We start from the raw sequence: 22,588 nt of genomic DNA, 5'->3' as shown, positions 1-22,588 counted from the left end.
ACGTTGAACTTCTCAGATATCAATAACCCTCATTCTGTACCAGATATCCAGGCGTATTCGATGCGCCGTCGATGGCGCCCTGGGGAATTGGGAAGATGCGTTTCTTTACGTCGGCATTGGATTTTTCGGTCCATTTTCCTTCGTATTTGCCGAAACGGATCATGTCGCTGCGGCGGAGCATTTCCCAGTAGAATTCGAAACCTCTTTCGCGGAATAGCAGGTCGAGGTTCATGGTTGTTAATGCGGGTGGCGGCGTAGTGGCGGTTCTGGATGCCCTTACGATGTTTACGTCTGCCAATGCTGCGGCGGCATCGTTGCTTTTACGCAATTTGGCTTCGGCACGCATCATGTAAATGTCTGCAAGGCGCAGGATTACAATGTCCGCATCCCCTTTGTTACGGCCTGTATTGGATTCGCTGCCGAACTCGTATTTCGCAACGCGGAAACCTGTGTTATAGTTACTTCCAGCCGTCGTAAAGTCAACTAGTTCGCCAAAACTTACAGGCAAGTCGGCCCGGTTACGGGTGATGTAGGCCAATTTACCTACTTTCAGCTTGCCATCCGGACATCTTACAAATGCGCCATTGACACGCAATGCACCATATTGCTGACCGCGGAGAATGCCGCGGTTGATCTTGTAATCAGAATCCTTCACGCATGTATCTGCTGTGTTGGAATACACAGACATATTTTCCTGATAAAACCGAGGATCTCGTTTGGGATCAACTGCGCCATATGCCTGCACCCACGACTGGTAAAAGTCGGATGTGATGGCGGGGCCGTCCGTTCCGTTTGCCGCTGGAAATGCTGCGAGTGGAAACTGGTCGCCCGAGATGGAGAAATAAGCCAGACGATTGTGACCATTCAAATCGGAACGCTGGTCCACTGCGAATATCAGCTCCTGGTTCGTATGGTTTTGGTTGCCGAAAATCGCGAAGTAATCCGGTGACAGTTTGGCTTGCCCTGAGGCAATGATTTTGTCGGTATACTGGATTACTTTGTCCATATCCGCAGGTGAAAACGTGAACGTCGGTGCGTAAATGTTGCGGTAAACCGCTGCATTCAAATTAAGGCGTGCTAGTAGACCCCAAACGGCAACCTGGTTCAGCCTTCCAGGGCCAACCACAGATTTAGGTTGTACAATCGGCTCAATAGCAAGGAGTTCACTTTCAATGTATTTCACAGCTTCGTCACCTCTGATGATCACGGAAGCCACATTGGGATCGTCCTTCACAAAAACGACGCCGTACATATCCAGCATAATCATGTTATAATATGCACGCATGCCCCGAGCTTCCGCAGCATAAAGTGCCGCCGTGGTCGACTTGGAATCTTTCAAACCGGTGATAGCCGTGATCGACCTGGAAATGGATTGCGATAATGTGTTCCAGGTGCTGGTAACATTCGGATCCGTAGCCGTTGTATTGTGCTGGTGCAGCGCCAGATAAATTCCGTTATCGCCCCAGTCGGTTCCGCCGCGATAGGGTAGGATGGCCTCGTCGGTGGATATTTCGTTGAGCGCAAAATAGGTCGTATGCTGGAACAAGTTGGGCAGCAATGCGTAAACGGGTGCTATCAGGCCGTTTGCAGCTTCGTCGGGAGACAAATTGGCTTTAAGCGTTTCGTCCAAAACCTGCTCTTCAAGATCGGTGCAGGCATTTGTGACAAATAGTAAGCTCGCAACCGCAAATATGAGTGATAATTTCTTTTTCATCTTTTATTTATTAAAAGCCAATGTTTAGACCAAAAAGGATTGTTTTAGCCTTTGGATAACTCAGATAATCAACGCCGTAAGAAGTAATCTCATTGATATTGCGGTCGTTGTTCACCTCAGGATCGTAACCTGTGTATTTGGTCCATACCACGAGGTTCTGGCCTGTAACCGACACGCGCACAGTCTGCACCCATTTGTTGATGCCCAGTTTCGTGGTATTCAGGTTGTATCCCAATGCAAGGTTATTCAACCTCAGATAAGCGCCGTTTTTCAAATATCTTGTTGACACAGGCGCCGAATTGTTCACTGATTCAGCTGCTTCTGCAAATGATTCGCGGGTGACATTCAAACCTTTGGATAATCTCAGCTTAAAGAAATTGGAGTTGGCCGTGTTGTCATAAACCTTGTTTCCAGCCACACCGTTGAAGTTTGCCGTCAAATCAAAACCTTTGAAAGACACATTACCATTGAAATTGTACATCCGGGTAGGAAGTGCCGTCCCGGCAGCAACGCGGTCCTTGTCTGTCACAATTCCGTCTCCATCCACGTCCCTGAATGTGCTGATTCCTTTTTCGTCAAAACCTGTAAATTCTTTCAGGAAGAATGTTCCGATCGGCTGATTGTTAATGTATCCGTTAATGGTCGCCGACGTGAGGCCCGGGCCCTGGGCAGCGCCCGATGGGATTACCGAATAAGGAGAACCGGTTACGTTATTTTTGATAAATGTAATGTTACCACCAAAAGAGTAGCGCAGTCCATTGTCCAGTGATTCGCGGTAATTCAAATCAACTTCAAGCCCCTGGTTTTTGATCTTCATATCAGGTACGTTGGTCCAGAAAACACCGGCTGGCTGGATAGGGTCGGCAGGAATTACTTCCAATAATATTTTCTCAGATGTTTTGGTAAAATAGTCGATTTCACCACTCAATGCGCCTTTGAACAAAGCGAAGTCAAGCCCTATATCCGTTTGCTTCGACACTTCCCATTGAATGTTCGGGTTAGCCAGCCTGGTGTTGGTGGTCCCGGCAGGGTAGGAGCCTGTTCCGATTGGGTAACTTGTTGTGGGTGAGACAACTGATGTGAAACGGGCCTGTGTAATTTTAGAAGGGATTTCCTGATTTCCAGTTGATCCCCAACCTGCACGAAGTTTCAGGTCCGAAAAAGGAGACGATTTCATGAATTCTTCCTCAGAAATTCTCCAACCCAATGAGAATGACGGGAATGAGCCGTATTTATTATTAGCTCCAAACTTGGATGAGCCGTCCACGCGAAGTGTTGCCGTTGCCAGATATCTGTCTTTGAAACCATAGTTTACCCTTCCAAAGAACGATTGCAGCTCATTAATACGAGCATAACCGCCCGGAGCGTTCAGGATCAATGTCAAATCCTGACCAAGGTTCGGGTTATTGATAGGCTCAATGTCCGAAATCGGGAATTTATTAATGCTGAAATTTTTTCCGGACAATGAAATGCGCTGGAAAGAGTGACCAACCAGTGCGCTGAAACTGTGGTTCTTACTATTTGCAGTATACGTCAGGTAATTTTCGATCAGGCTATTACTGTTTTTTGTCTGGTAATTTTCCAGACGGCCGATCTCGAACGGAACAGCATTCGGCAAGGTTTGCTTGTCCTGGGTTGCCGTAGAATTATCAAGACCGAAATTCAGCTTATAAACCAAACCCTTAATGATGGTCACCGAAGGCGAAATAGATGCCAGGACACGGTTTGTGTTCAAAACTTCTTTGTATAATCTCAGCGGGATCAGCGGGTTGGTTCCATCCTGATACTGAAACGGTTCGCCATTCGCGTCGTAAGGCGCATAAGTCGGGTTCGCCGTTATAGCGCCACCGATCATTCCCTGAATGTTAGGCCGTCTATTTTTGGTATTGGTAGCATTCAGATTCACATCCAATGTAACGCGGTCGTTCAGCAACTTCTGGGATAGGTTAATGCGGCCTGTGTAACGGTCCTGCTGGCTACCTTTCAAAATACCCTGTTGTTTTTGCGCGCCGAATGATCCGTAATAGGTCATTTTATCTGTTCCACCGCCTACTGAAATGTTGTGGTTATGCGTGGTTGCGCTCCGGGATATTTCTTTTTGCCAATCCGTATTTGCGCCGCCGTCAATCACCGTACCGCCCAGTTTGGCAGCTTCGGTAAGAAATTCCGGGCCTGATAACACATCCAGCGGACGGGCCATCTTGGATATCCCCAATGATCCTGAATAGGTCACGCTGGCTTGTCCCGATTTTCCTTTTTTAGTTGTAATTAAAATAACACCATTGGCACCGCGTGCACCATAAATCGCTGTCGCAGAGGCATCTTTCAAAACATCCATTGACTCAATGTCCTGTGGATTGATGAAATTTAGCGGGTTTGTATCGCCGCCGGTTCCGCTATTATCCAACGCCATTCCGTCCACGACAAAAAGCGGCGTGCTTCCCGTGCGTATCCCACCCGGCCCGCGAACGGTAATGCTGGTTTTTGCACCCGGTTCACCGGTTGCCGAAGTAATGTTCACGCCTGAAACTTTACCTTGCAGCAATTGTTCCGGTGAGTTAATGATACCCGTATTGAACTCGCTGCTTTTCAAAGATTTAACTGATCCCGTGATGTCTTTCTTAACAGTCGTTCCGTAACCCACAACCACCACTTCACTCAGGTTGGATGTTGATTCTTTTAGTTTGATTTCAATCGAACTGTTATTGGATTCTGTGAGTAAAAAATCGTTCAGAGATTGTTTTTCAAAACCTATATAGCTGAATTCCAGGTTGTAACGAACTCCTGTTTGAAGGCTCGAAATGGTGAAGACACCATTTTCGTCTGTTGTGGCGCCTTGCTTGCTGCCACCGCCAACGGGTGTAACAACCACCGTAACACCGGGCAATCCGTCTGTCGTGCCGTCTGTGAGCACTTTTCCTGTGAGCGTAACGTCCTGCATTACACGCATGTCGGCTTCGAAATGGCTCGATAAACTTCCCGAAACCGGCAATATAGCCGCTGCCGCTGCATGTGGCCCATAAATGGCCGCGCCCTGCAACAGGCAAATGCTAAGTGTCCCGGTTTTGACTAATAGAGTCAAAGTTTTTTTCATGAGATCAAATTATTGGGTTGAATTGTTAATGAAAGGTAGGATGCGCAAGCAGAGAGGGGCATATAATGATATTTTAGGGTTCTGGTTACGCAAGATTACAAATTGTATTTTTAAAATATTTAATAGAAATTACTTTATAGGCTATGCAAACGTTTGAAATTTTATGCAAACGTTTGAAAAAATAAGAAGATTTTATAGGATGAAATCAACAGGAAAAGCACCGAAAAACCCCACAAGCAGCCACAACCGGCAATTGCACGCAAAAGTCGTTGTTATTGCTCCTTGCGAAAACAATTTGAGTTTAAGGAATTGTTAAATCAGCTCCTGAGCGCCTACACGTCCTGGCGCAGGACTTCCAACGGCGGGCGCGAAAGAATGCCCCGGCTATTGATGAGCCCAATGAAAACGGTCATCAAAGACACGAATAAAAAGACTATAAGTATTGGTATAAACTCAGGCTTAAATTCGGCTTCAAAACTGAACTTTGCCAGTAACCAGCTCCCGATCAGCGAAAGCAGAATGCCTGTAAAAGCGGCCAGTGATCCCAGGAAGAAGTATTCCAATGCCGTAATGGAGAAGATCTGTTTACGACTAGCGCCTAATGTCCGGAGCAGCACACTTTCCTGTAAGCGCTGGTATTTGCTGATCAATACCGAAGCAATCAGCACAATTAGTCCCGTAAGAATGCTGAAACCTGCCATAAAGCGGATCACGAAACCGATTTTATTGAAAATATCATCCAAAACACGAAGTACCAATGCCAGATCGATGATTGAAATGTTGGGAAACTGGCGCACGATGGATTGCTGAAAAACGGCCGATGCCTGCGGATTGGGCACATGCGTAAGCATAACGTGAAACTGAGGTGCTTCTTCTAGCACGCCGGTTGGGAAAACAACCAGGAAGTTGGTCTGGACTTCGCCCCAGTTCACTTCGCGTAAACTGGAAACGGTGGTCGACATCATGGTTCCCTGCACATTGAAAACCAGCGTATCACCTAGTTTGAGCCTGCTCCGGTCTGCAAATCCCTGCTCAACAGAAATGGGGATGAGGCCGTCGGTGCTCTTGTAAGTGCCCTTCCAATTTCCTTTGGTCAGTTTTTCTGTGGAACTCAATGAATCCCTGAATGTTACGCGGTATTCGCGGCCGAAGATGCGGCGGGATTGCTCGGCTGTGGTGTCGCCTTCAAAGTCGGATGCTGTTTTTCCATTCACTTCTTCCAACCGCATGTTTACGATCGCAACGTTCTGGTTAACAGGAATATTCTGCGCTTTTGCAATTGCCAGCACAGCTTCTTTCTGACTGCCCTGAATGTCAAAAAGGACAATGTTCGGCTGGTTTCCGCTGGACGACATTTTAACCCGGTTGAGCAAAATCGTTTGAACAAAAAACAAGGTGCAGACCAGACAAGTGCCGAGACCGATGGAGACAACCAGAATGGAAGTTTGGTTGTTGGGACGATACAAATTAGCCAGGCCCTGTCGCCATAAATAGCTCCACGACGTAGGGAAAAACTTGCGGACGAGCCACATAAGCAAACTTGCGAATGCATATAACACAACAAACGAAGCCAGAATGCTGGCCGTAAAGACCAATGCTTCGATCCACGTTTGCATTTGCAGAAATGCGAAGCCGTAAATAAACACGACAATCAGGCCGTAAAGCACCCACGCCCACGGATCTCTTTCCATCTTCACCGCATCCAGCGAAACGCGCAGCACATTCAGCGGCGAAACCTTACGGATGGAAACAAGCGGAGGCAATGCAAAAAGGATTGAAATTAGCACACCAATAGCCAAACCTTGTCCGATTGCAAGCCAGGAAATGTCCGTAGTAAGTTCAAAAGGCAGAAAATCCTTGATCACGATCGGTAAAAATTGCTGAATGGTCGTGCCCAGGATAGCGCCCAGTATAGAACCAATGATGCCGATTCCTGCAATCTGGATCAAATAAATTAAAAACGCCTGAGAGCCTTTTACACCCAGACAGCGCAGGATAGCAATTGAGTTGAGTTTTTCACGAATGTAAATATGAATGGCGCTCGCAACGCCGATGCAGCCCAAAAGCAATGCGACAAATCCTACCAACGCTAAAAAACGTGTCAGATCTTTGAATGATCTGCCCGTGTCTTCTTTTTGGGATTGAATGGTTTTATAGTCCAGATCACCGGCTTCAAAACGGGGTTCAAGCTGCTTGGCAAGCTTTTCAACATCTGTCTCCGGCGCGAATTTGTAATAATAGCGGTAAGCGACGCGGCTTCCTTTCTGCATTAAACCCGTTTGGGCCAGATAGCGCATGGGAATGTAAACCGATGGCGCAACTGTGCTCGTAAGTCCCGTTGAGCCAGGCGCTTTTTCCAAAATTCCGGCAATGGCAAAAGTAACATTACCGATCTTGATCGAATCGCCGACTTTTGCCTGATATTGCAGCATAAGGCTTTGATCTACAAGCGCTTCTTGCCGTGACCGGAATGTTTGTTCGGCAGTAACCGGAATGGTCTCGAACTTTCCATAATAAGGAAAGTCGCCTTCCAGGGCCTTGACCTGAGCAAGTCTGTTTCCGCCATTTTTCGGAAAATAAATCATAGAGGCAAAACTGCGCTCCTCAGACCTGGTTTTTCCCAAAGAATCCACAAGCGTTTTTGCCTTTCCTTCAACAGGTTTTCCGGTATTAAGGGCCAGGTCAGCGCCTATTAATGTTGCCGCCTGGTTATCAATGTTCAATCTGAGGTTATCACCCAGGGAGTAAATGGCCACAAGGGCAGCAATTCCGAGGATAATGGATGAGATGAAAAGGAGCAGCCGCGAGCGGTTTTTCCGGCTGTCACGCCATGCCATTTGCAATAACCAGGGGAAATTAATTTTATCTTGATTCATCATTCAACCAGTTTGCCGCCTTTAATGCGAATAATGCGTTGCGTTTTTGCAGCCAGTTCCAGATCGTGCGTTACCAGCACAAGCGTCGTTCCGGCTTCCCGGTTGAGGTCGAAAAGTAGTTTTACCACTTTTTCGCTGGTTTCTGCGTCCAGGTTCCCGGTCGGTTCGTCGGCAAAAAGGATCTGCGGTTTATTGGAAAATGCCCGGGCAAGGGAAACGCGTTGCTGTTCTCCGCCGGATAACTGGGTAGGATAATGATGGCTTCTTTCGGCAAGGCCTACTTTATCGAGCAGGTCCAGCGCGCGGGGCTTAATGTTCTTTTCGCCTCGTAATTCCAGCGGGACCATGACGTTTTCGAGTGCAGTAAGCGTGGGAAGCAATTGGAAATTTTGGAATATGAAACCTACATATTGGTTCCGGACGGAGGCCAGCTGATCTTCATTGAGACCATTAAGCCTCGTTCCGTGCAGCTCAACGGTTCCGGATGTAGACCGGTCCAAACCTGCGCACAAGCCCAGAAGTGTAGTTTTTCCGCTTCCGGAAGGCCCCACGATCGACATCGTTGAGCCGGCTGCGATTGAAAAATTGATATTGTCTAAAACGGTCAGCGAACGGTCGCCACTTTTATATATTTTACTAACCTGTTGCAGATCGAGTATGGTATCCATCAATTGTTTTTAATTTTATGTTTTTCCCGTGTGCTAAACTGGGGCAACTTGATTTACTCCAATTTGGTTCTTTTGGATTTAGCTTGCACATAAATATACCATTATATGATGAATCGCTTTGTTTTTATAGCCAAAATGCTGCTTATAGGCGCCATTCTGACTTCTTGCAACAGTAAAAATAAAGAAACTGCCGAACAGAAGGACTCGGTAAAAACAACTTCAAAAACCCCTGCCAGTGCCAAAAAGACCATTGTGTTTTTTGGAAACAGCCTTACCGCGGGATACGGACTGGATGATCCTTCGCAAGCATTTGCCGGTTTAATCCAAAAACGCATTGATTCCCTGGGACTCAGTTATAAGGTGATCAATGCTGGCGTGAGCGGCGAAACCACCTCAGGCGGAAACAGCCGGATCGACTGGCTTCTGAAACAGCCTCTGGATATTTTTGTGCTGGAACTGGGCGGTAACGATGGGTTAAGGGGCATCCCGGTTTCGGAAACCAGGAAGAACCTGCAAGCCATTCTGGACAAAGTGCGGGCAAAATATCCCGATGCTAAACTTGTATTGGCAGGCATGCAAATCCCGCCTAATATGGGACAGAAATATGCTTCGGAATTCAAAGCCGTTTATGCGGAGATTGCTGATAAAAATAAAATTACCCTTATTCCATTCTTACTGGAAGGTGTAGGTGGCGAAAGCAAACTAAACCTGCCCGACGGCATTCACCCGACTGCGGAAGGACACAAAATCCTTGCTGAAAACGTTTGGGTGCGGATTAAGGACCTGCTTTAATTCGCAAGCCGGGTGCATAGTAAACAAGAAAAAGGCCCGGAAATATGTTAAAAAACATACATTCCGGGCCTTTTATTTCATTAGGTGTTTTCCTTACACAACCCTGTCGCCACGAATCAATCGAAGAATTATTGCAACAACTGCAATCACCAAAAGAATGTGAATAATGTTACCCATTCCAAAGCTAGCAAAGCCGAAATAGCCGATTAGCCACAGAATGACCAAAATGACAGCTATTGTATAAAGAAGATTTCCCATTGTCTTAATTTTTTGAGTTAGTGTTATTTGCGATAATCAATATCTTATCAATTAGGATGCCAGCCTTTAAGATTGGAAATAAGGCGTTATTATTCCCCGAATTCTACAATATTTGATCAATTGATATCATGTATAGCTTTAAGTTGTAGAAATTTTTCTCAAACCATATGAAACGAACCACCCTTTTAATTCTGCTGATTTGCTCATTTATCTGCCATTTTTCCCCGGCAGCCACTGTCGACACTGTTCAGGTTTATAGTAATATCATGAAAAAAAGCCTTAAAACAGTCGTTATAAGGCCATCTCAGTATGATTCGGGTCGAGCCTATCCGGTTGTTTACCTGCTCCATGGATACAGCGGCAACCACGCCGACTGGATTTCGAAGGCGAAAGGCTTTGAAACGGCGGCCGATACTCATAATATGATCATTGTATGCCCGGACGGCGGTTACAGCAGCTGGTATTGGGATAGCCCGGTGGACGCACAGTCGCAATATGAGACCTATGTTTCCAAAGAACTGGTTTCCTTTATTGATTCAAAATATAAAACCATTAAGGACCGCGCTGGTCGGGGCATTACGGGTTTGAGCATGGGCGGGCATGGCGCGCTTTATCTTGCTTTCAGGCATCAGGATGTTTTTGGGGCAGCGGGCAGCATGAGCGGCGGCGTGGATATCAGGCCGTTCCCGAATAACTGGAACATGGCCGACCGACTGGGAAAATACGCCGACCAGCCGGAAAGATGGGAGAAGAACACGGTCATTAATATGCTGCACCTGCTGACGCCGAACTCACTGGCTTTAATCATCGACTGCGGCGTGGACGATTTCTTTTTTAAGGTGAATGAAAAGTTGCACGAACAGCTCGTTTACAGAAATATCCCGCACGATTATCTTGTCCGGCCGGGTGCCCATAATTGGCCTTACTGGACGAATGCAGTACAATATCAGTTGCTTTTTATGAGTAACTATTTCAATAAAAAGCCAAATCCTTCCAATTAAATTTCTCTAATTTACATTTCAAAAAAATAGAATCTACCTTACATTAAATTTTACTATTCAGCTAAATGAGCAACTATTCCTCAACCGTGGAACCCACAAAAGCCCGATTCACTGAAAACAGATATTTGATAACCCTCATCTTCGTAACGTCCCTGTTCATGTTCTGGGGAATTGCCATCACGATGGGCGACGTTTTAAACAAACATTTTCAACACGTATTAAGTCTTACCAAAACCCAGTCTGCATTTGTACAGTTCGCCATTTTTGGCGCTTATGGTGTCATGGGGATCCCGGCAGGTCTTTTCATGAAGCGCTTTGGCTATAAGAACGGCGTGCTTTTCGGTTTATCGCTATTTGCACTGGGGTCGTTCTTGTTTGTTCCGGCAGCTGCGGCAGCATCATTTCCATTCTTCGGAGGAGCATTATTTATCCTGGGTTGTGGAATCTCCACTTTGGAAACTGTCGCGCACCCATTCGTAGCGTCGCTCGGTGATCAGCGCACGAGTGACATGCGGATCAACTTTGCACAGGCTTTCAATGCATTGGGCACCATCATCGGGCCTGCCGTTGGTTCTTATTTTTTGTTGAGGAACAATGTGGAAGGCAGCACGGACCTTACTTCTGTAAAAACATTATATATCGTGATCGGAAGCGTTATCGCAACGATCGCTGTTTTGTTCTCATTTGTAAAAGTGCCTGCGCTAACGGATCCGCACGTGGTTGCTGATCCTGCTGCGGCGAATGTGGACACGCATCCTGAAAAAGGGCTTTTTGATCACAGACATTTTAAATGGGCGGTTATCGCGCAGTTTTTCAATGTAGCGGCACAAGCCGGAACCTGGGCATTCTTCATCAATTACGGTCACGAGAAAATGGGTTTTACCGACGTCGTGGCTGGTAATTACATGATCCTGTTCTTTGTGTTAATGCTTACAGGTCGTTTTGTTGGAACATTCCTGATGCGCTTCGTAGCGCCGCATACGATCTTGGCGATTTTTGCAGCTTGTAACATTGTTATGTGCCTTATCATCGCGCAGAGTCTCGGCTGGCCTTCATTCATCGCCTTGCTGATGCTTAACTTCTTTTTCAGCATTATGTTCCCGACCATTTTTAGTTTGGGATTGAAAAACTTGGGCAAGCATACGCAACAGGCTTCATCCTTTATTTCGATGGGTGTTGTCGGTGGCGCGTTCTTCCCGTTCGCTATGGGCGCTGTGGCTGAGTCGGATGTGGCACATGCTTATTACTTGCCGATCATTTGCTATGCAGTGATTTTCATGTTTGGATACAAATATTATAAAGTGCTTTAAGGCGGTTTGCTCCAAAAACTTTAATCAATAATCAATAAAAAAATCGATTGCTGAGAGCCTGCGGCCGACAGCCCTAATATTATGAAACTCTGGGGAATTGACTTAGGAGGAACAAAAATAGAATGCGCGGTGCTCGATCCCGAGCGCAATTTGGAAGTAGTTGTACGCATGCGCCTTCCGACCGAATCTGCGAACGGTTACGAGCATATTTTATCACAGATCAAAAAACTGATCGATCAGGTTGCAGAGCAGGTGGGTGAGAAGCCAACCAAGATCGGGTTTGCTACGCCGGGTGTTTTGGAGCCGGATTCGCAGTTGATGAAAAACTCTAACACGATCTGTCTCAATGGCATGCCATTAAAAGCGGATCTTGAAAAAATATTAGGCATTCCTGTTCAGCTTGCGAATGATGCCAACTGTTTTGCACTGGCCGAAGCATTGATCGGTGCCGGAAAGGATTATCCCAGAGCGGAAGTTGTTTTTGGTGTGATCATGGGCACGGGCGTTGGCGGCGGTTTGGTGGTGAACAACAAGATCATTGCCGGACATCATGGAATTGGCGGCGAATGGGGACATAACATTCTGGAAGAGAACGGTGAACCTTGTTATTGCGGAAAAGCAGGTTGCGTTGAGCAGGTCATTTCCGGCCCTGCGCTGGAACGTTTTTACGAAAAAGTAAGTGGTGAAAAGCTGACGATGAAAGTAATCCTTGACCGTTATCACCAGGGGAATGACGAGTTTGCGAAAGCCACCATTGAACGCTTGCTGGAATTCTACGGACGTGCCATTTCGACATTGATCAATGTCCTGGATCCGGGACTGATCGTGATTGGCGGCGGCGTTGGCAATGTTGAATTGCTTTACACCGCGGGTTTCGAAAAGATCAAAAAATACATTTTCAACAAGGGCGTTGTAACCACTCCGATCCTCAAACCGAAGCTGGGCGACAGCGCCGGGGTTTTCGGGGCAGCACTTTTGTAAAATATGCTTAGCAAGGTGATTCCGGCATGTTATAACCAGTAAACCAGCATGTTCCGGAGCTTCTTAGTGAATTAAATCACTCTATCGGAAACAAGGTTCTATGTCAACGAACGGAATCTCCTTGCGCATAAAGTCCATCGATACAGTCCGTGGGCTCATTATGGTGATCATGGCGCTTGACCATGTCAGGGACTATTTTCACATTACGGCATTCTCCGCCGATCCGCTCGATCCGGCCACAACCAATCCCGCCCTTTTTTTTACAAGATGGATCACGCATTTTTGCGCACCGTCGTTTATGCTGCTTTCCGGGATTTCGGCCTATCTGTCCGGCCAGAACAAAACCACCGCTGACACATCTTCCTTCCTCCTGAAACGCGGTCTGTGGCTGATTCTGGTTGAAATAACCTTCATGACATTTGCCTTTTCGTTTGACGTAACATTTAAAACCATCTTTCTCGCCGTGCTCTGGGCGCTGGGAACGAGTATGCTGGTTTTGGGATTGTTCGTACGTTTCCTTTCTCCAAAGGCGATTCTGATCTCCGGTTTGGTGCTGATCTTCGGACATAACCTTTTCGATCTGGTGAAAGCTGCCCCTGGCTCAGGGCTCGACATTTTCCTGGGTATTTTCATGACTGGCGCCGGGCGTTTCGTGCCGAGGGGCGATGGCGGGAACATTGCTTTCTTATATGTGATATTGCCCTGGGCGGGGATTATGATGTCGGGATATGGGTTGGGGACGATCTATAACCGTGCTTTTCCCGAACAAAAACGCAGAAAAATATTGCTGCAATCGGGCGTTGCCGCCATTGTGCTGTTCCTCGTTTTGCGCTTCGTGAATTATTACGGAGATCAATCGCTATGGAGCCCTCAATCGGAAGGGATGAGGACGTTTTTATCATTTATGAATGCGTCCAAATATCCGCCCTCGCTCATTTTTACCCTCATGACACTCGGCCCGATCCTTATTTTGCTTGCCTTCACGGAACATGCCGACAATGCGCTGACGCGGTTTTTTACCGTTTACGGTAAGGTCCCGTTCTTCTACTTTATGCTGCATTTCTATCTGATTCACTTGCTGACCATGATCGCCGTCTTGTCCTCGGGCTACACCTGGGCGCAGGCGACCGCACCGGATCTTTTCTTCAAATTCCGCCCGAACGATTTCGGTTACAGCCTTGGAATCGTGTATGTGATATGGATTTCCATTGTCCTCGCGCTCTATTATCCATGCCGGTGGTTTGGGAATTACCGTGGGCGGAACAAGAAATGGTGGCTGAGCTATTTATAGCATTACATTTCCCACTCGCTTTCATTCATCCGGCAGAGGATTTATTCTTATCAAAAACCCAACTCTGAAATGCACATTGTACGCACGTTTGCTTTTGTTTTTTGTATCTCAATAAACACACTTTTCGCGCAGGCGCCCACTGAGAATTATCCGGTCGATCCTGCTTCGGAAGAGCAGGTTGGTGTGCCGAAAGGGGAGGTTCTGAAATTTACATTCGAACATTCAAAATTTTTTCCGGGAACATGGCGGGAATATTGGGTTTATGTCCCTGCACAATATAAGCCTGACAAGCCTGCTTGTGTTTACATTAACCAGGACGGCATTCAGTGGAAAGCGCCGGTTGTGTTTGATAATCTGATCCATAAGGGCGAAATGCCTGTCACAATCGGCGTTTTCGTAATGCACGGAAAAGTGAAAGCTGCTAATGCAAGTGAGGCTAATGATCGTTTTAACCGCAGCTTTGAATATGATGGGCTAGGGGATGCTTATGCACGATTTATCCTTGAAGAAATTCTCCCGCAAGTAGAAAAGCAGAAAACCAGCGACGGACGCGTAATCCATTTGTCTAAAAATGGCAATGATAGGGCAATAGGCGGATCGAGCAGCGGGGCCGTTTGTGCATTCACCGCAGCCTGGGAGCGTCCGGATGCATTTACCCGCGTTTACAGCGCCATAGGCACGTATGTGGGCTTGCGTGGTGCCGACCGTTACCACACATTGGTCAGGAAATACGAACCCAAGCCCATCCGGATCTTCCTTCAAGACGGTGCCAATGACCTCAACATTTACGCCGGCGACTGGTGGATGGCTAACCAAACCATGCTGCGCGCTTTGACATTCGCAGGTTACGAAGTGCAACACCAGTGGGGCGAAGGCGGCCACAATGGCAAGCACGGAACCGCGTTGTTCCCCGAAGCCATGCGGTTTTTGTGGAAGGATTGGCCTAAACCCGTGAAAGCAGGGAATTCACAGAATCAAATGCTAAGTGCCATACTCATTCCCGGGCAGGATTGGGAGCTTACTTCTGAGGAAAAGAAGGAGCCAAATAAGAAGCAGAAAATCACCAAAAACCTTTCGAAATCCGATTCAATAGTTGCGCATAATGGCAATGTATACGTAACAATTTCGGATGGCCCGGAAAAATCCGGCAGCATTTCTTTAATCACACGCAATGGTAAAAAAGTGCTTGTTGACAAAGGCCTGTTATCTGTCGGCGGCATTGCATTATCACCGGATCAAACATTGCTATATGCCACGGAATCCGCTTCGCATTGGGTTTGGGCTTACCAGATCCAGCCGGACGGAAAATTAACCCACAAGCAAAAATACGGCTGGCTCCATGTCCGTGACGATGACGATAATGCCGGGGCTCGCGGCGTTACGTGCGATCGGGAGGGGCGCATATATGTGGCATCGCGTATGGGAATTCAGGTTTTAGATCAAACCGGCCGTGTAAATGCCATATTACCAACGCCCGCCGGCGCAGCTTCCAGGATTACATTCGGCGGCGAAAATTTCGACACGATTTATGCGACTGCCGGCGAAAAGGTCTACCGCCGCAAACTGAATGTGAAAGGAGCGAACAGCCGCGATACACCCAACAAGCCCGACGCGCCTAAGTTATAAACGGCCCGCCCGGAACGCCCCAGCCCCATTTCGGCATCGGTTCTTCGGGGTTCATGGTCAGGTCGTCGATATTGGAGTTGAGGACTGCTATGCGTGTGCCCCATTCAATGTAGGCGACAAATGCGGACCGGAACTCGGGGTCGTCGGGGAGGTTGATTTCGTCGGACGTTTCCAGCAGCAGTGCCACCCAGCGTTTCCGGTGCGCTTCGGTCAGGTGTTTGGATAAATGCTTCTGGATCATCTTGAAATGGCTTCCTTCCTCCTTGCTGTACATTTCAGGACCACCAAAAACCTCCGCAATAAAGTGCGCCACATGCAGCTGATGCTCCGTAGACATATGCTTGAATACCGGCTCCAAAAGCGGATCAGCTAGAACCTTCTTGTAAAAAAGCTCCGTCAATCTTTCAAATACCGGCATACCGCCAGCCCATTCGTATAAAGTAGGGATTGGTTTTTGTTCCATATTTAAATATAGCTTGCCTTTCGAATCCTTTTATTCATCAAAAAAGTTCATGCTCAAATGTAGCATTTAATACTCCATCACAATCCCATCGAAACCATCCAACCTGCTGATCTTCAAGTTAATCGCCGCATTGGCATAAGTAAACTTAATAGGCTGACCGGTGCTCAGGGAGAAGATTTTGGTTGGTTTTTTTGGTGATTTGATTTTGAAATCCAGGTTGTAGACGGGCAGTGGTGCGAAATAGGTGTTGCCGCTGAAACCTGTCAGATTGATCAAATGCATGATTAAACCGTCACTTTTTGTCTGCTCTTTATTACTGACGTTGTTCTTCGTAAATTCCTTTAAAATAACTTCAATTCTTTCCGGAGCATTGGTTTGAATATCTTCTTTTGCATTTGGTAAAACGTAACTAATAGCGTCCAGCAGCAGATTTTTGTGCTCCTGGTAGCCGTGCATATAATAGATCCTGCCCAGGCTGACAGGGAAAATAAGTGCCTTGCTTTTTTCATGATTTTTGATCCCTAGTGCATAATAGCCCGTCGGTTCGTGGCCGCCGATGATTTCGGGTGGGCCGGGGCGGCCTTTGGATAAGATGGGAAGGAGTTTTTGGTCTGTGCCCGAGAGGTCGTAAAGTCCAAGATTGAATTTCCAGAACAGCATTTTCTGACCGGGGAAACTTTTAAAGATGTTGCGGTTGTCGGGAACGAGGTAATTTCCGGCGCCGTCATTATCCTTTTTCTCAATTTTTGCTCCAAACAGCTCCTGCAACGTTGCCGGATTGTCGAACATGGTGCGGTTTGTGGCGATCAGGTGAGTGCCTGCTTTGCTCGCATCTTTCAGGACCTGAATGGCTTCTGGTTTTAAATAGGCGATTTCGGGGAGAATGACAAGCTTGTAACCCTTCACTTTCTCAGCCAGATTTCCTATCTGATCATCCTCAATGATGTCAAACGGAATGTGCGCCTCGCGGAGCATGAGCTGGACGCCGCGATATTCCTGCATTGGCTCGCCGTTCGGCCAGGCGCCTGGGGCAATGATGGCGATTTTGGCAAGGGATTTATATTTACCAAAATACTGCTCATGCTGCTTGTGAAAGGCATAAACCTTCTTGATCACCCCATAATTGCGCTCGTCTTCATAGCCCCTCATATCACCCATCATGCTGAGATCCAGGCCCGAACCATTGGCAATGTTCTCATAAAGCCGGATCTGAACTTCCTGTGGTTCCACAGCATTATAGCGCGATTGAAAAGAGATTTGCTGAATACTGGCGTTGCTGATAATGTGGTCCGGAAAGGAATTAACGGCATTGCTGACATTGTCGGAAGCCGTGTAAGGCCAGTAAGGCAGGGTTGTCATGCTCTGCGATTCGTGCCGGATAATATCAACGAACTTATCCGAGTAAGTGCAAATGGCGATCTGCTCATTTTTGGATTTCACCAGCCTATGAAGCCTTTCCGACCAATCTTCCACTGTGTGTTTTTTAAACGCAAGATATTTCTGATAAAGTGAATCGGCTTTATTTTCTTCGGTAGGAAGTACTTTTCCGTTCGAGTAAGCGGCAAATGCTTTTTTATCAAACTCATTCTGATCGATGCCGTGGTATTTTCCTTCGTATGGATTGTTAACCTGGTAACCCGGCATATTTAGGAAAATACCGTCGATCGCGAACATGTCTATCACTTCCTCAATGATCTTAAAGGCCTTTTCCTGCACGTAGGGCGCATTAATGGAAACCACATACATGTCGGTGTTGATGATCCGCTCACCTTTTGGAGAAATGTAGCACCATTCGGGATGCGCTTTGTAAATGCTTTCGTGGACGCGGCTGAAATCAAAGCGGACGATGACCTTAATGTTGTTTTGATGACATTTTTTGATAACATCCCTCAGCACATATTCCTTCATAAAAGGATTGGTATAATGGAAGTCCAGCTTCGTGGGATAAAAAGCCATGATGCCGCCTGCATTGATCAGCAATGTGTTAGCAGAATAGGTTATCAAATCTGCAACGATAGAATCAGCATTTATCGTGGCGGCTTCGTAGGAAGGCAGGTTCATCTGGATCACCCTCAGATTGTTCCTTTTCCACCAAAGATCTTTTGTATTTTGTGCGTAAAGCGTATTGGTCAAAAAAAGAAATAAGATAAGCGCCGTTAATTTTTTCATCAGGAGTTTATGTCGTTTACAGGGAAAGCAATGATGTAATTGTGATCTACTAACGGTTTTCGATCGTTTTGGAAAATGGGTTCCCGGCATTTGGCGCAATTTTTATATCTCTTGTTATATAAAATCTTTCTCATCAAAAGTTACCGGAATTGGATAAGGTTAAAGTCGCGGCGCTGCTCATTATTCTTTATGTGGCGGCGGGCCATCGTGCTGAGGCACAGGAGGGCTGGTTTAAAAGATTTGTACAAAAAACCGTTTCTGATACAACCGCTCCCGGCGAATCCAGCTTTCGGATCTATCCTACATTGGGCTACTCGCCCGAAACCAGTTTTGAATTCGGATTGTCCTCCTTGCTGATCTTTCAGGCTAAAAAAGACACACTCAACCGGTTAAGTGAAGTGCAGGCTTTCACTTTTGTCACGTTGGAAGCACAATACGGCATCTGGCTTGATAATGCCATTTATGGAGACAAAGACAACTGGTTTTTCCTTGGCAGAACGCGTTTCCAGCGTTTCCCGCTGCTTTATTACGGCATAGGACCCGAAACGGTGGGTAAGGACCCGGCGCTGATCGACGCGAATTACATTCTTTTTAAACAAAGAGTGCTAAGAAAAATTAAGCCCAACTTCTTCGCCGGGCCTGAAATTGATTACCAGCAACTATACAACACAGATTTTGAACAACCTGATAATCACACCTATGACAAGCCGCTGGGCAGTGACGGGACGCGAAATATAGGGCTGGGCGGCGCCTTGGTTTACGACAATCGGCATAATGTGCTCAATGTCCGCAAAGGATTTTTCGGGGAAATATCATTTTTGAAATACAGCCCGGCACTGGGAAGTAACTTTAATTTTCAGGGCGTTAATTTGGATGTGCGTTCATCACACCCCGTGAGCGCGCGCAATGTGCTGGCTTGGCAGGTTTTGGGCAATTTTTATTCGGGTAATGTTCCGTTCAACCAGCTTGCGTTAATGGGCGGCGAAATGATCATGCGGGGTTACTACTATGGCCGTTACCGGGATAAAAATATGATTGCAGGCCAGGTGGAGCACCGTTGGCTGCCATTTGGGTTTAGCAAGCGTTTCGGTGCAGTGGCTTTTGCCGGCACTGCCGTTGTAGCACCGAAGCTCAATGCATTCACATTCAAACACGTGAGAGCCTCTGGTGGTGTAGGCTTGCGTTATTTGCTTTTTCCCAAAAAGGACATTTTCCTCCGGCTGGACGTTGGTTTTACCAAAGACGGGCCAGGATTTTATTTGTTTACGGGAGAAGCATTTTAATGTTATTTCAAAATCAATCCCTGTGCTTGTAAGTGAACGCTACAATGAACAGAAGCACGCCCACAAAGCCCAATGCAATGGATAGGGAGGTGAATTCGGCTATAAAACCGATCAATGCGGGACCAGCCAATTGTCCTGCGTAGCCTAATGTTGTCACAGCAGGAAGCGAAACGGACGGTGGTACATTGGGAAAACGACCCGCGGCTGTAAAGAAAATCGGGACGACATTAGCGGCACCCAGACCAACCAAAACAAAGCCGGCCAATGCAGCTGGCGCCCAGGGCACTGCTACTGCGAGCAGGAAGCCGGCTCCCGCCAGAAATGTTCCGTAAAACACAACCTTGGAAGGTCCGAGCTTGTGGATCAGGTTATCGCCGGTTAAGCGCATAATGGCCATGGCAACAGAAAATACGGCATAACCAACGCCGGAGAGTGAAGGGTCAAAGTCCCGGGAAAACTGTAAAAATACCGCGCTCCAGTCCAGCAACGAGCCTTCCGCCAGGAACAGGATAAAGCACATAAGTCCCAGCACAAGCACAGGGCCTTTTGGAAGAATAAAACTCGCTTTGTCGATTTTTGCTTCTTCGGAATGGGGGAGTAGATATTTGAACTGTGTGGCTGCGATAATAACCAGTAATGCGGATATGCTCACCGCCGCAACCGTGGGAGAAAGTCCGGCCTTGATAAGGAAACCGAGCCCGATGGAACCCAGCAAGCCACCTACGCTGAACATTCCGTGAAAAGATGACATAATGTGGCTTCCGTGTTTTTCCTGGACCAAAACGGCCTGCGCGTTCATAGCCACATCAACCGAGCCGATACCCGCTCCAAAGACAAATAATGCTGCCGCAAGTTCGTAAGGTGTGCTGGCCAGTAAGAGCAAGGGCAAGAATATAGCGATAATAAGCGCAGAGAGAAGAGAGATCCGGCGGCTACCATATTTATTGATTAAAATTCCGGTTATAGGCATTGTCAGAATCGCACCTGCTCCCAATGCTAACAGTACGACGCCCAAATCAGCCTCACTGAGCCCTAATGCAAGTTTAGCGAAAGGCACCATCGGGGCCCAGCTGGATAACCCGATGCCGCAGACCAGGAAAATGAGTAATACCGCTTTTCTTGCAGCGCTTATTTTTGCTTTTTCTTGCATAAAAGGACTAATACAAAGGATTATGATGCAATAATATGCAACATTAATGAGATAACTAAATTAAATGTTGCAAAAAACTGCAAAATGTTTGCGTTATAGCATTTGGGTTAAAAAAAAACTATCCGGCTTTGTTGAGCCCGGATAGTTTTTGATATGCTAATGTAAGTGACTTGTCAGATATTTTTCTTCTTCGACTCTTTCACAGCGAAATCAACCGCGCGGGCCGTTAATGCCATGTAAGTCAGCGATGGGTTCACACAGGAAGCCGAAGTCATGGCTGCGCCGTCGGTAACAAACACGTTTTTAACGGAATGCAATTGGTTGTTTCCATTCAAAACCGAAGTTTTAGGGTCACGGCCCATTCTGGCTGTTCCCATTTCGTGAATGGCCATGCCCAGATACGAACCGTTATCATGCGTCTTCACATTTTTCAGACCTGATTTTTCGAGCATTTCGGCTGCGTCATTCATCATGTCCACGCGCATTTTCTTCTCGTTTTCACGAAGTTCTGCATCGAATACGACCGCAGGCATGCCGAATTTATCCTTATTGTCTTTGTTCAGATACATGTAGTTTTCGTGGTAAGGCAATGTTTCGCCAAAACCGCCGAAGCCCATTGTCCAGTTGCCCGGAGTTGTCAGTTCTTCTTTGAAGTCAGCACCGAAAGCAAGTTCGGCCACATTGCGCTGCCATCCCTGACGGCCACCGCCACCCTGGTAACCAAATCCGCGCAGATAATCCCTTTTATCAGAACCAATGTTGCGGTAACGGGGAACGTAGATGCCATTGGCACGGCGTCCGAAATAATATTTATCCAAATCACCCTCCCAAACGCCACTGGCGCCTGTTCTGAAATGGTGATCCATCAAGTTATGTCCCAGCTCGCCCGAATCATTGCCCATTCCGTTCGGGAAACGGTCCGAGGTTGAGTTGAGCAACACAGCTGTTGAACCCAGCGCGCTGGCGCAAACGAAGATCAGTCCTGCGAAATACTCCTTTTCCTGCAATGTTACCGAATCCACTACTTTTACACCTGTGGCTTTACTCGATTTTGCGTCATAAGTAATTTCCCGCACCACCGAATCCGGGCGCAAGGTTAGCAAGCCGGTTTTTACTGCTGGCGGAAGCGTGCTGGACTGCGTACTAAAATAAGCGCCGTAAGGACAGCCCAGTGAGCATTTGTTACGATACTGGCATGGAGAACGGCCTCCTTCAAGCTGGATTTTGGTAGGCTGTGAAAGGTTCGCAACGCGGCCAATGGTCATTGTGCGGCCGGGAAATTGCTTTTCAAGTCTTTTTCTGACTTCTTTTTCAACGAAATACATGTCCATAGGCGGAATGAAATCGCTGTCCGGCAACTGAGGAAGCCCCAGTTTTTCGCCTGAAATCCCAACATGCTTTTCAACATAAGAGTACCAGGGCGCTATATCTTTATAACGGATCGGCCAGTCGACTGCGATGCCGTCCTTTAAATTTGCTTCAAAATCAATGTCGCTTAACCTGTACGACTGCCTTCCCCACATGATCGATTTCCCGCCAACAATGTTGGGACGGAACCAGTCGAACCTTTTCTTTTCCTCATAAGGCGAGTCCATATCATTCATCCAGTAATTTTCCGTCATTTCATTATACGGATAATCGCGGGAGAGGAATGGGTGCGTTTCTTTTTGCTTTACCGTCAACCGGCCGTTGTATTGCGTTTCCCAGGGCGCTTTCAGGGCGTTTTCGTAGCCGGTAACGTGTTCCAGGTTTTTGCCTTTTTCGAGCATCAGCACTTTCAGCCCTTTTTCTGTCAGCTCTTTTGCTGCCCAGCCACCGGATACGCCGGAACCGATCACGATTGCGTCGTAGGTAATTTCTTTTACTGCGTCAATATTTAAATTCGCCATTATAAGGGATATTATTAATGATT

General features: G+C 47.0%; 16 protein-coding genes. 7 read left to right on the top strand and 9 right to left on the bottom strand.

What is annotated here, in order from left to right:
- Positions 1–19: 19 nt before the first annotated feature.
- From NFI80_RS10585 to NFI80_RS10570, 4 genes are all read right to left on the bottom strand, one after another.
- Positions 20–1,714 carry a RagB/SusD family nutrient uptake outer membrane protein gene (locus NFI80_RS10585; RefSeq protein WP_235163099.1) on the bottom strand — a complete coding sequence of 565 codons (1,695 nt, stop codon included), beginning with the start codon at positions 1,712–1,714 and terminating at the stop codon, positions 20–22.
- Between the two features lie 10 nt (positions 1,715–1,724).
- Positions 1,725–4,808 carry a SusC/RagA family TonB-linked outer membrane protein gene (locus NFI80_RS10580; protein ID WP_235163100.1) on the bottom strand — a complete coding sequence of 1,028 codons (3,084 nt, stop codon included), beginning with the start codon at positions 4,806–4,808 and terminating at the stop codon, positions 1,725–1,727.
- A gap of 332 nt (positions 4,809–5,140) precedes the next feature.
- Positions 5,141–7,684, bottom strand: coding sequence for an ABC transporter permease (locus NFI80_RS10575; protein ID WP_235163101.1), 2,544 nt, complete (start codon positions 7,682–7,684; stop codon positions 5,141–5,143).
- The gene (locus NFI80_RS10570; RefSeq protein ID WP_233796029.1) at positions 7,684–8,352 is read right to left on the bottom strand and encodes an ABC transporter ATP-binding protein; all 669 of its coding nucleotides are present in this window, start codon (positions 8,350–8,352) and stop codon (positions 7,684–7,686) included. The genes NFI80_RS10575 and NFI80_RS10570 overlap by 1 nt, the downstream gene beginning before the upstream one ends.
- Before the next feature lie 108 nt (positions 8,353–8,460).
- On the opposite strand from NFI80_RS10570, the gene NFI80_RS10565 reads away from it, so the two are divergent.
- On the top strand, positions 8,461–9,144 hold the full coding sequence (locus NFI80_RS10565) for an arylesterase (protein WP_374759643.1): 684 nt from the start codon (positions 8,461–8,463) through the stop codon (positions 9,142–9,144).
- 93 nt (positions 9,145–9,237) lie between these two features.
- Here NFI80_RS10565 and NFI80_RS10560 read toward each other — a convergent pair whose 3' ends face one another.
- Entirely contained in the window at positions 9,238–9,402 is a 165-nt protein-coding gene (locus tag NFI80_RS10560; protein WP_157486687.1) for a lmo0937 family membrane protein, read from the bottom strand.
- Positions 9,403–9,569: 167 nt separating this feature from the next.
- On the opposite strand from NFI80_RS10560, the gene NFI80_RS10555 reads away from it, so the two are divergent.
- The 5 genes from NFI80_RS10555 (at position 9,570) to NFI80_RS10535 (ending at position 15,611) form a co-directional block, all read left to right on the top strand.
- A complete protein-coding gene (locus NFI80_RS10555; protein WP_235163103.1) occupies positions 9,570–10,403 on the top strand; it encodes an alpha/beta hydrolase in 834 nt (277 codons plus the stop codon).
- 65 nt (positions 10,404–10,468) lie between these two features.
- Complete coding sequence (gene fucP / locus NFI80_RS10550) at positions 10,469–11,713, top strand: L-fucose:H+ symporter permease (RefSeq protein WP_235163104.1); 1,245 nt, start codon at positions 10,469–10,471, stop codon at positions 11,711–11,713.
- An 81-nt stretch (positions 11,714–11,794) separates the two neighbouring features.
- Positions 11,795–12,694, top strand: a complete 900-nt coding sequence (locus NFI80_RS10545; RefSeq protein ID WP_255699033.1) for an ROK family protein — start codon at positions 11,795–11,797, stop codon at positions 12,692–12,694.
- Positions 12,695–12,794: 100 nt separating this feature from the next.
- A complete protein-coding gene (locus NFI80_RS10540) occupies positions 12,795–13,985 on the top strand; it encodes an acetyltransferase domain-containing protein (protein ID WP_235163105.1) in 1,191 nt (396 codons plus the stop codon).
- Between the two features lie 69 nt (positions 13,986–14,054).
- Complete coding sequence (locus NFI80_RS10535) at positions 14,055–15,611, top strand: SMP-30/gluconolactonase/LRE family protein (protein WP_235163106.1); 1,557 nt, start codon at positions 14,055–14,057, stop codon at positions 15,609–15,611.
- On the opposite strand, the gene NFI80_RS10530 is transcribed toward NFI80_RS10535, so the two are convergent.
- Positions 15,601–16,074 (bottom strand): group II truncated hemoglobin, encoded by a 474-nt coding sequence (locus tag NFI80_RS10530; RefSeq protein WP_235163107.1) that lies wholly within the window; start codon positions 16,072–16,074, stop codon positions 15,601–15,603. The genes NFI80_RS10535 and NFI80_RS10530 overlap by 11 nt on opposite strands.
- Positions 16,075–16,140: 66 nt before the next feature.
- Entirely contained in the window at positions 16,141–18,243 is a 2,103-nt protein-coding gene (locus NFI80_RS10525; protein ID WP_235163108.1) for an alpha-amylase family protein, read from the bottom strand.
- A 149-nt stretch (positions 18,244–18,392) separates the two neighbouring features.
- On the opposite strand from NFI80_RS10525, the gene NFI80_RS10520 reads away from it, so the two are divergent.
- The gene (locus NFI80_RS10520; RefSeq protein ID WP_233796036.1) at positions 18,393–19,526 is read left to right on the top strand and encodes a BamA/TamA family outer membrane protein; all 1,134 of its coding nucleotides are present in this window, start codon (positions 18,393–18,395) and stop codon (positions 19,524–19,526) included.
- Between the two features lie 13 nt (positions 19,527–19,539).
- On the opposite strand, the gene NFI80_RS10515 is transcribed toward NFI80_RS10520, so the two are convergent.
- On the bottom strand, positions 19,540–20,676 hold the full coding sequence (locus NFI80_RS10515) for an MFS transporter (protein WP_026630378.1): 1,137 nt from the start codon (positions 20,674–20,676) through the stop codon (positions 19,540–19,542).
- Positions 20,677–20,849: 173 nt separating this feature from the next.
- Positions 20,850–22,565, bottom strand: a complete 1,716-nt coding sequence (locus NFI80_RS10510) for a GMC oxidoreductase (protein WP_235163109.1) — start codon at positions 22,563–22,565, stop codon at positions 20,850–20,852.
- Positions 22,566–22,588: the final 23 nt, after the last annotated feature.

The sequence above is a fragment of the Dyadobacter chenhuakuii genome, from assembly GCF_023821985.2.
Classification (GTDB): domain Bacteria; phylum Bacteroidota; class Bacteroidia; order Cytophagales; family Spirosomataceae; genus Dyadobacter; species Dyadobacter chenhuakuii.
Note: the sequence above shows the minus strand (reverse complement) of the source record. Positions and strands in the feature narration are given on the sequence as shown.

Excerpts from the sequence above, each read along its gene's own strand:
- NFI80_RS10585 (WP_235163099.1), bottom strand. The coding sequence starts at position 1,714 with ATGAAAAAGAAATTATCACTCATATTTGCGGTTGCGAGCTTACTATTT.
- NFI80_RS10580 (WP_235163100.1), bottom strand. The coding sequence starts at position 4,808 with ATGAAAAAAACTTTGACTCTATTAGTCAAAACCGGGACACTTAGCATT.
- NFI80_RS10575 (WP_235163101.1), bottom strand. The coding sequence starts at position 7,684 with ATGAATCAAGATAAAATTAATTTCCCCTGGTTATTGCAAATGGCATGG.
- NFI80_RS10570 (WP_233796029.1), bottom strand. The coding sequence starts at position 8,352 with ATGGATACCATACTCGATCTGCAACAGGTTAGTAAAATATATAAAAGT.
- NFI80_RS10565 (WP_374759643.1), top strand. The coding sequence starts at position 8,461 with ATGAATCGCTTTGTTTTTATAGCCAAAATGCTGCTTATAGGCGCCATT.
- NFI80_RS10560 (WP_157486687.1), bottom strand. The coding sequence starts at position 9,402 with ATGGGAAATCTTCTTTATACAATAGCTGTCATTTTGGTCATTCTGTGG.
- NFI80_RS10555 (WP_235163103.1), top strand. The coding sequence starts at position 9,570 with ATGAAACGAACCACCCTTTTAATTCTGCTGATTTGCTCATTTATCTGC.
- fucP (WP_235163104.1), top strand. The coding sequence starts at position 10,469 with ATGAGCAACTATTCCTCAACCGTGGAACCCACAAAAGCCCGATTCACT.
- NFI80_RS10545 (WP_255699033.1), top strand. The coding sequence starts at position 11,795 with ATGAAACTCTGGGGAATTGACTTAGGAGGAACAAAAATAGAATGCGCG.
- NFI80_RS10540 (WP_235163105.1), top strand. The coding sequence starts at position 12,795 with ATGTCAACGAACGGAATCTCCTTGCGCATAAAGTCCATCGATACAGTC.
- NFI80_RS10535 (WP_235163106.1), top strand. The coding sequence starts at position 14,055 with ATGCACATTGTACGCACGTTTGCTTTTGTTTTTTGTATCTCAATAAAC.
- NFI80_RS10530 (WP_235163107.1), bottom strand. The coding sequence starts at position 16,074 with ATGGAACAAAAACCAATCCCTACTTTATACGAATGGGCTGGCGGTATG.
- NFI80_RS10525 (WP_235163108.1), bottom strand. The coding sequence starts at position 18,243 with ATGAAAAAATTAACGGCGCTTATCTTATTTCTTTTTTTGACCAATACG.
- NFI80_RS10515 (WP_026630378.1), bottom strand. The coding sequence starts at position 20,676 with ATGCAAGAAAAAGCAAAAATAAGCGCTGCAAGAAAAGCGGTATTACTC.
- NFI80_RS10510 (WP_235163109.1), bottom strand. The coding sequence starts at position 22,565 with ATGGCGAATTTAAATATTGACGCAGTAAAAGAAATTACCTACGACGCA.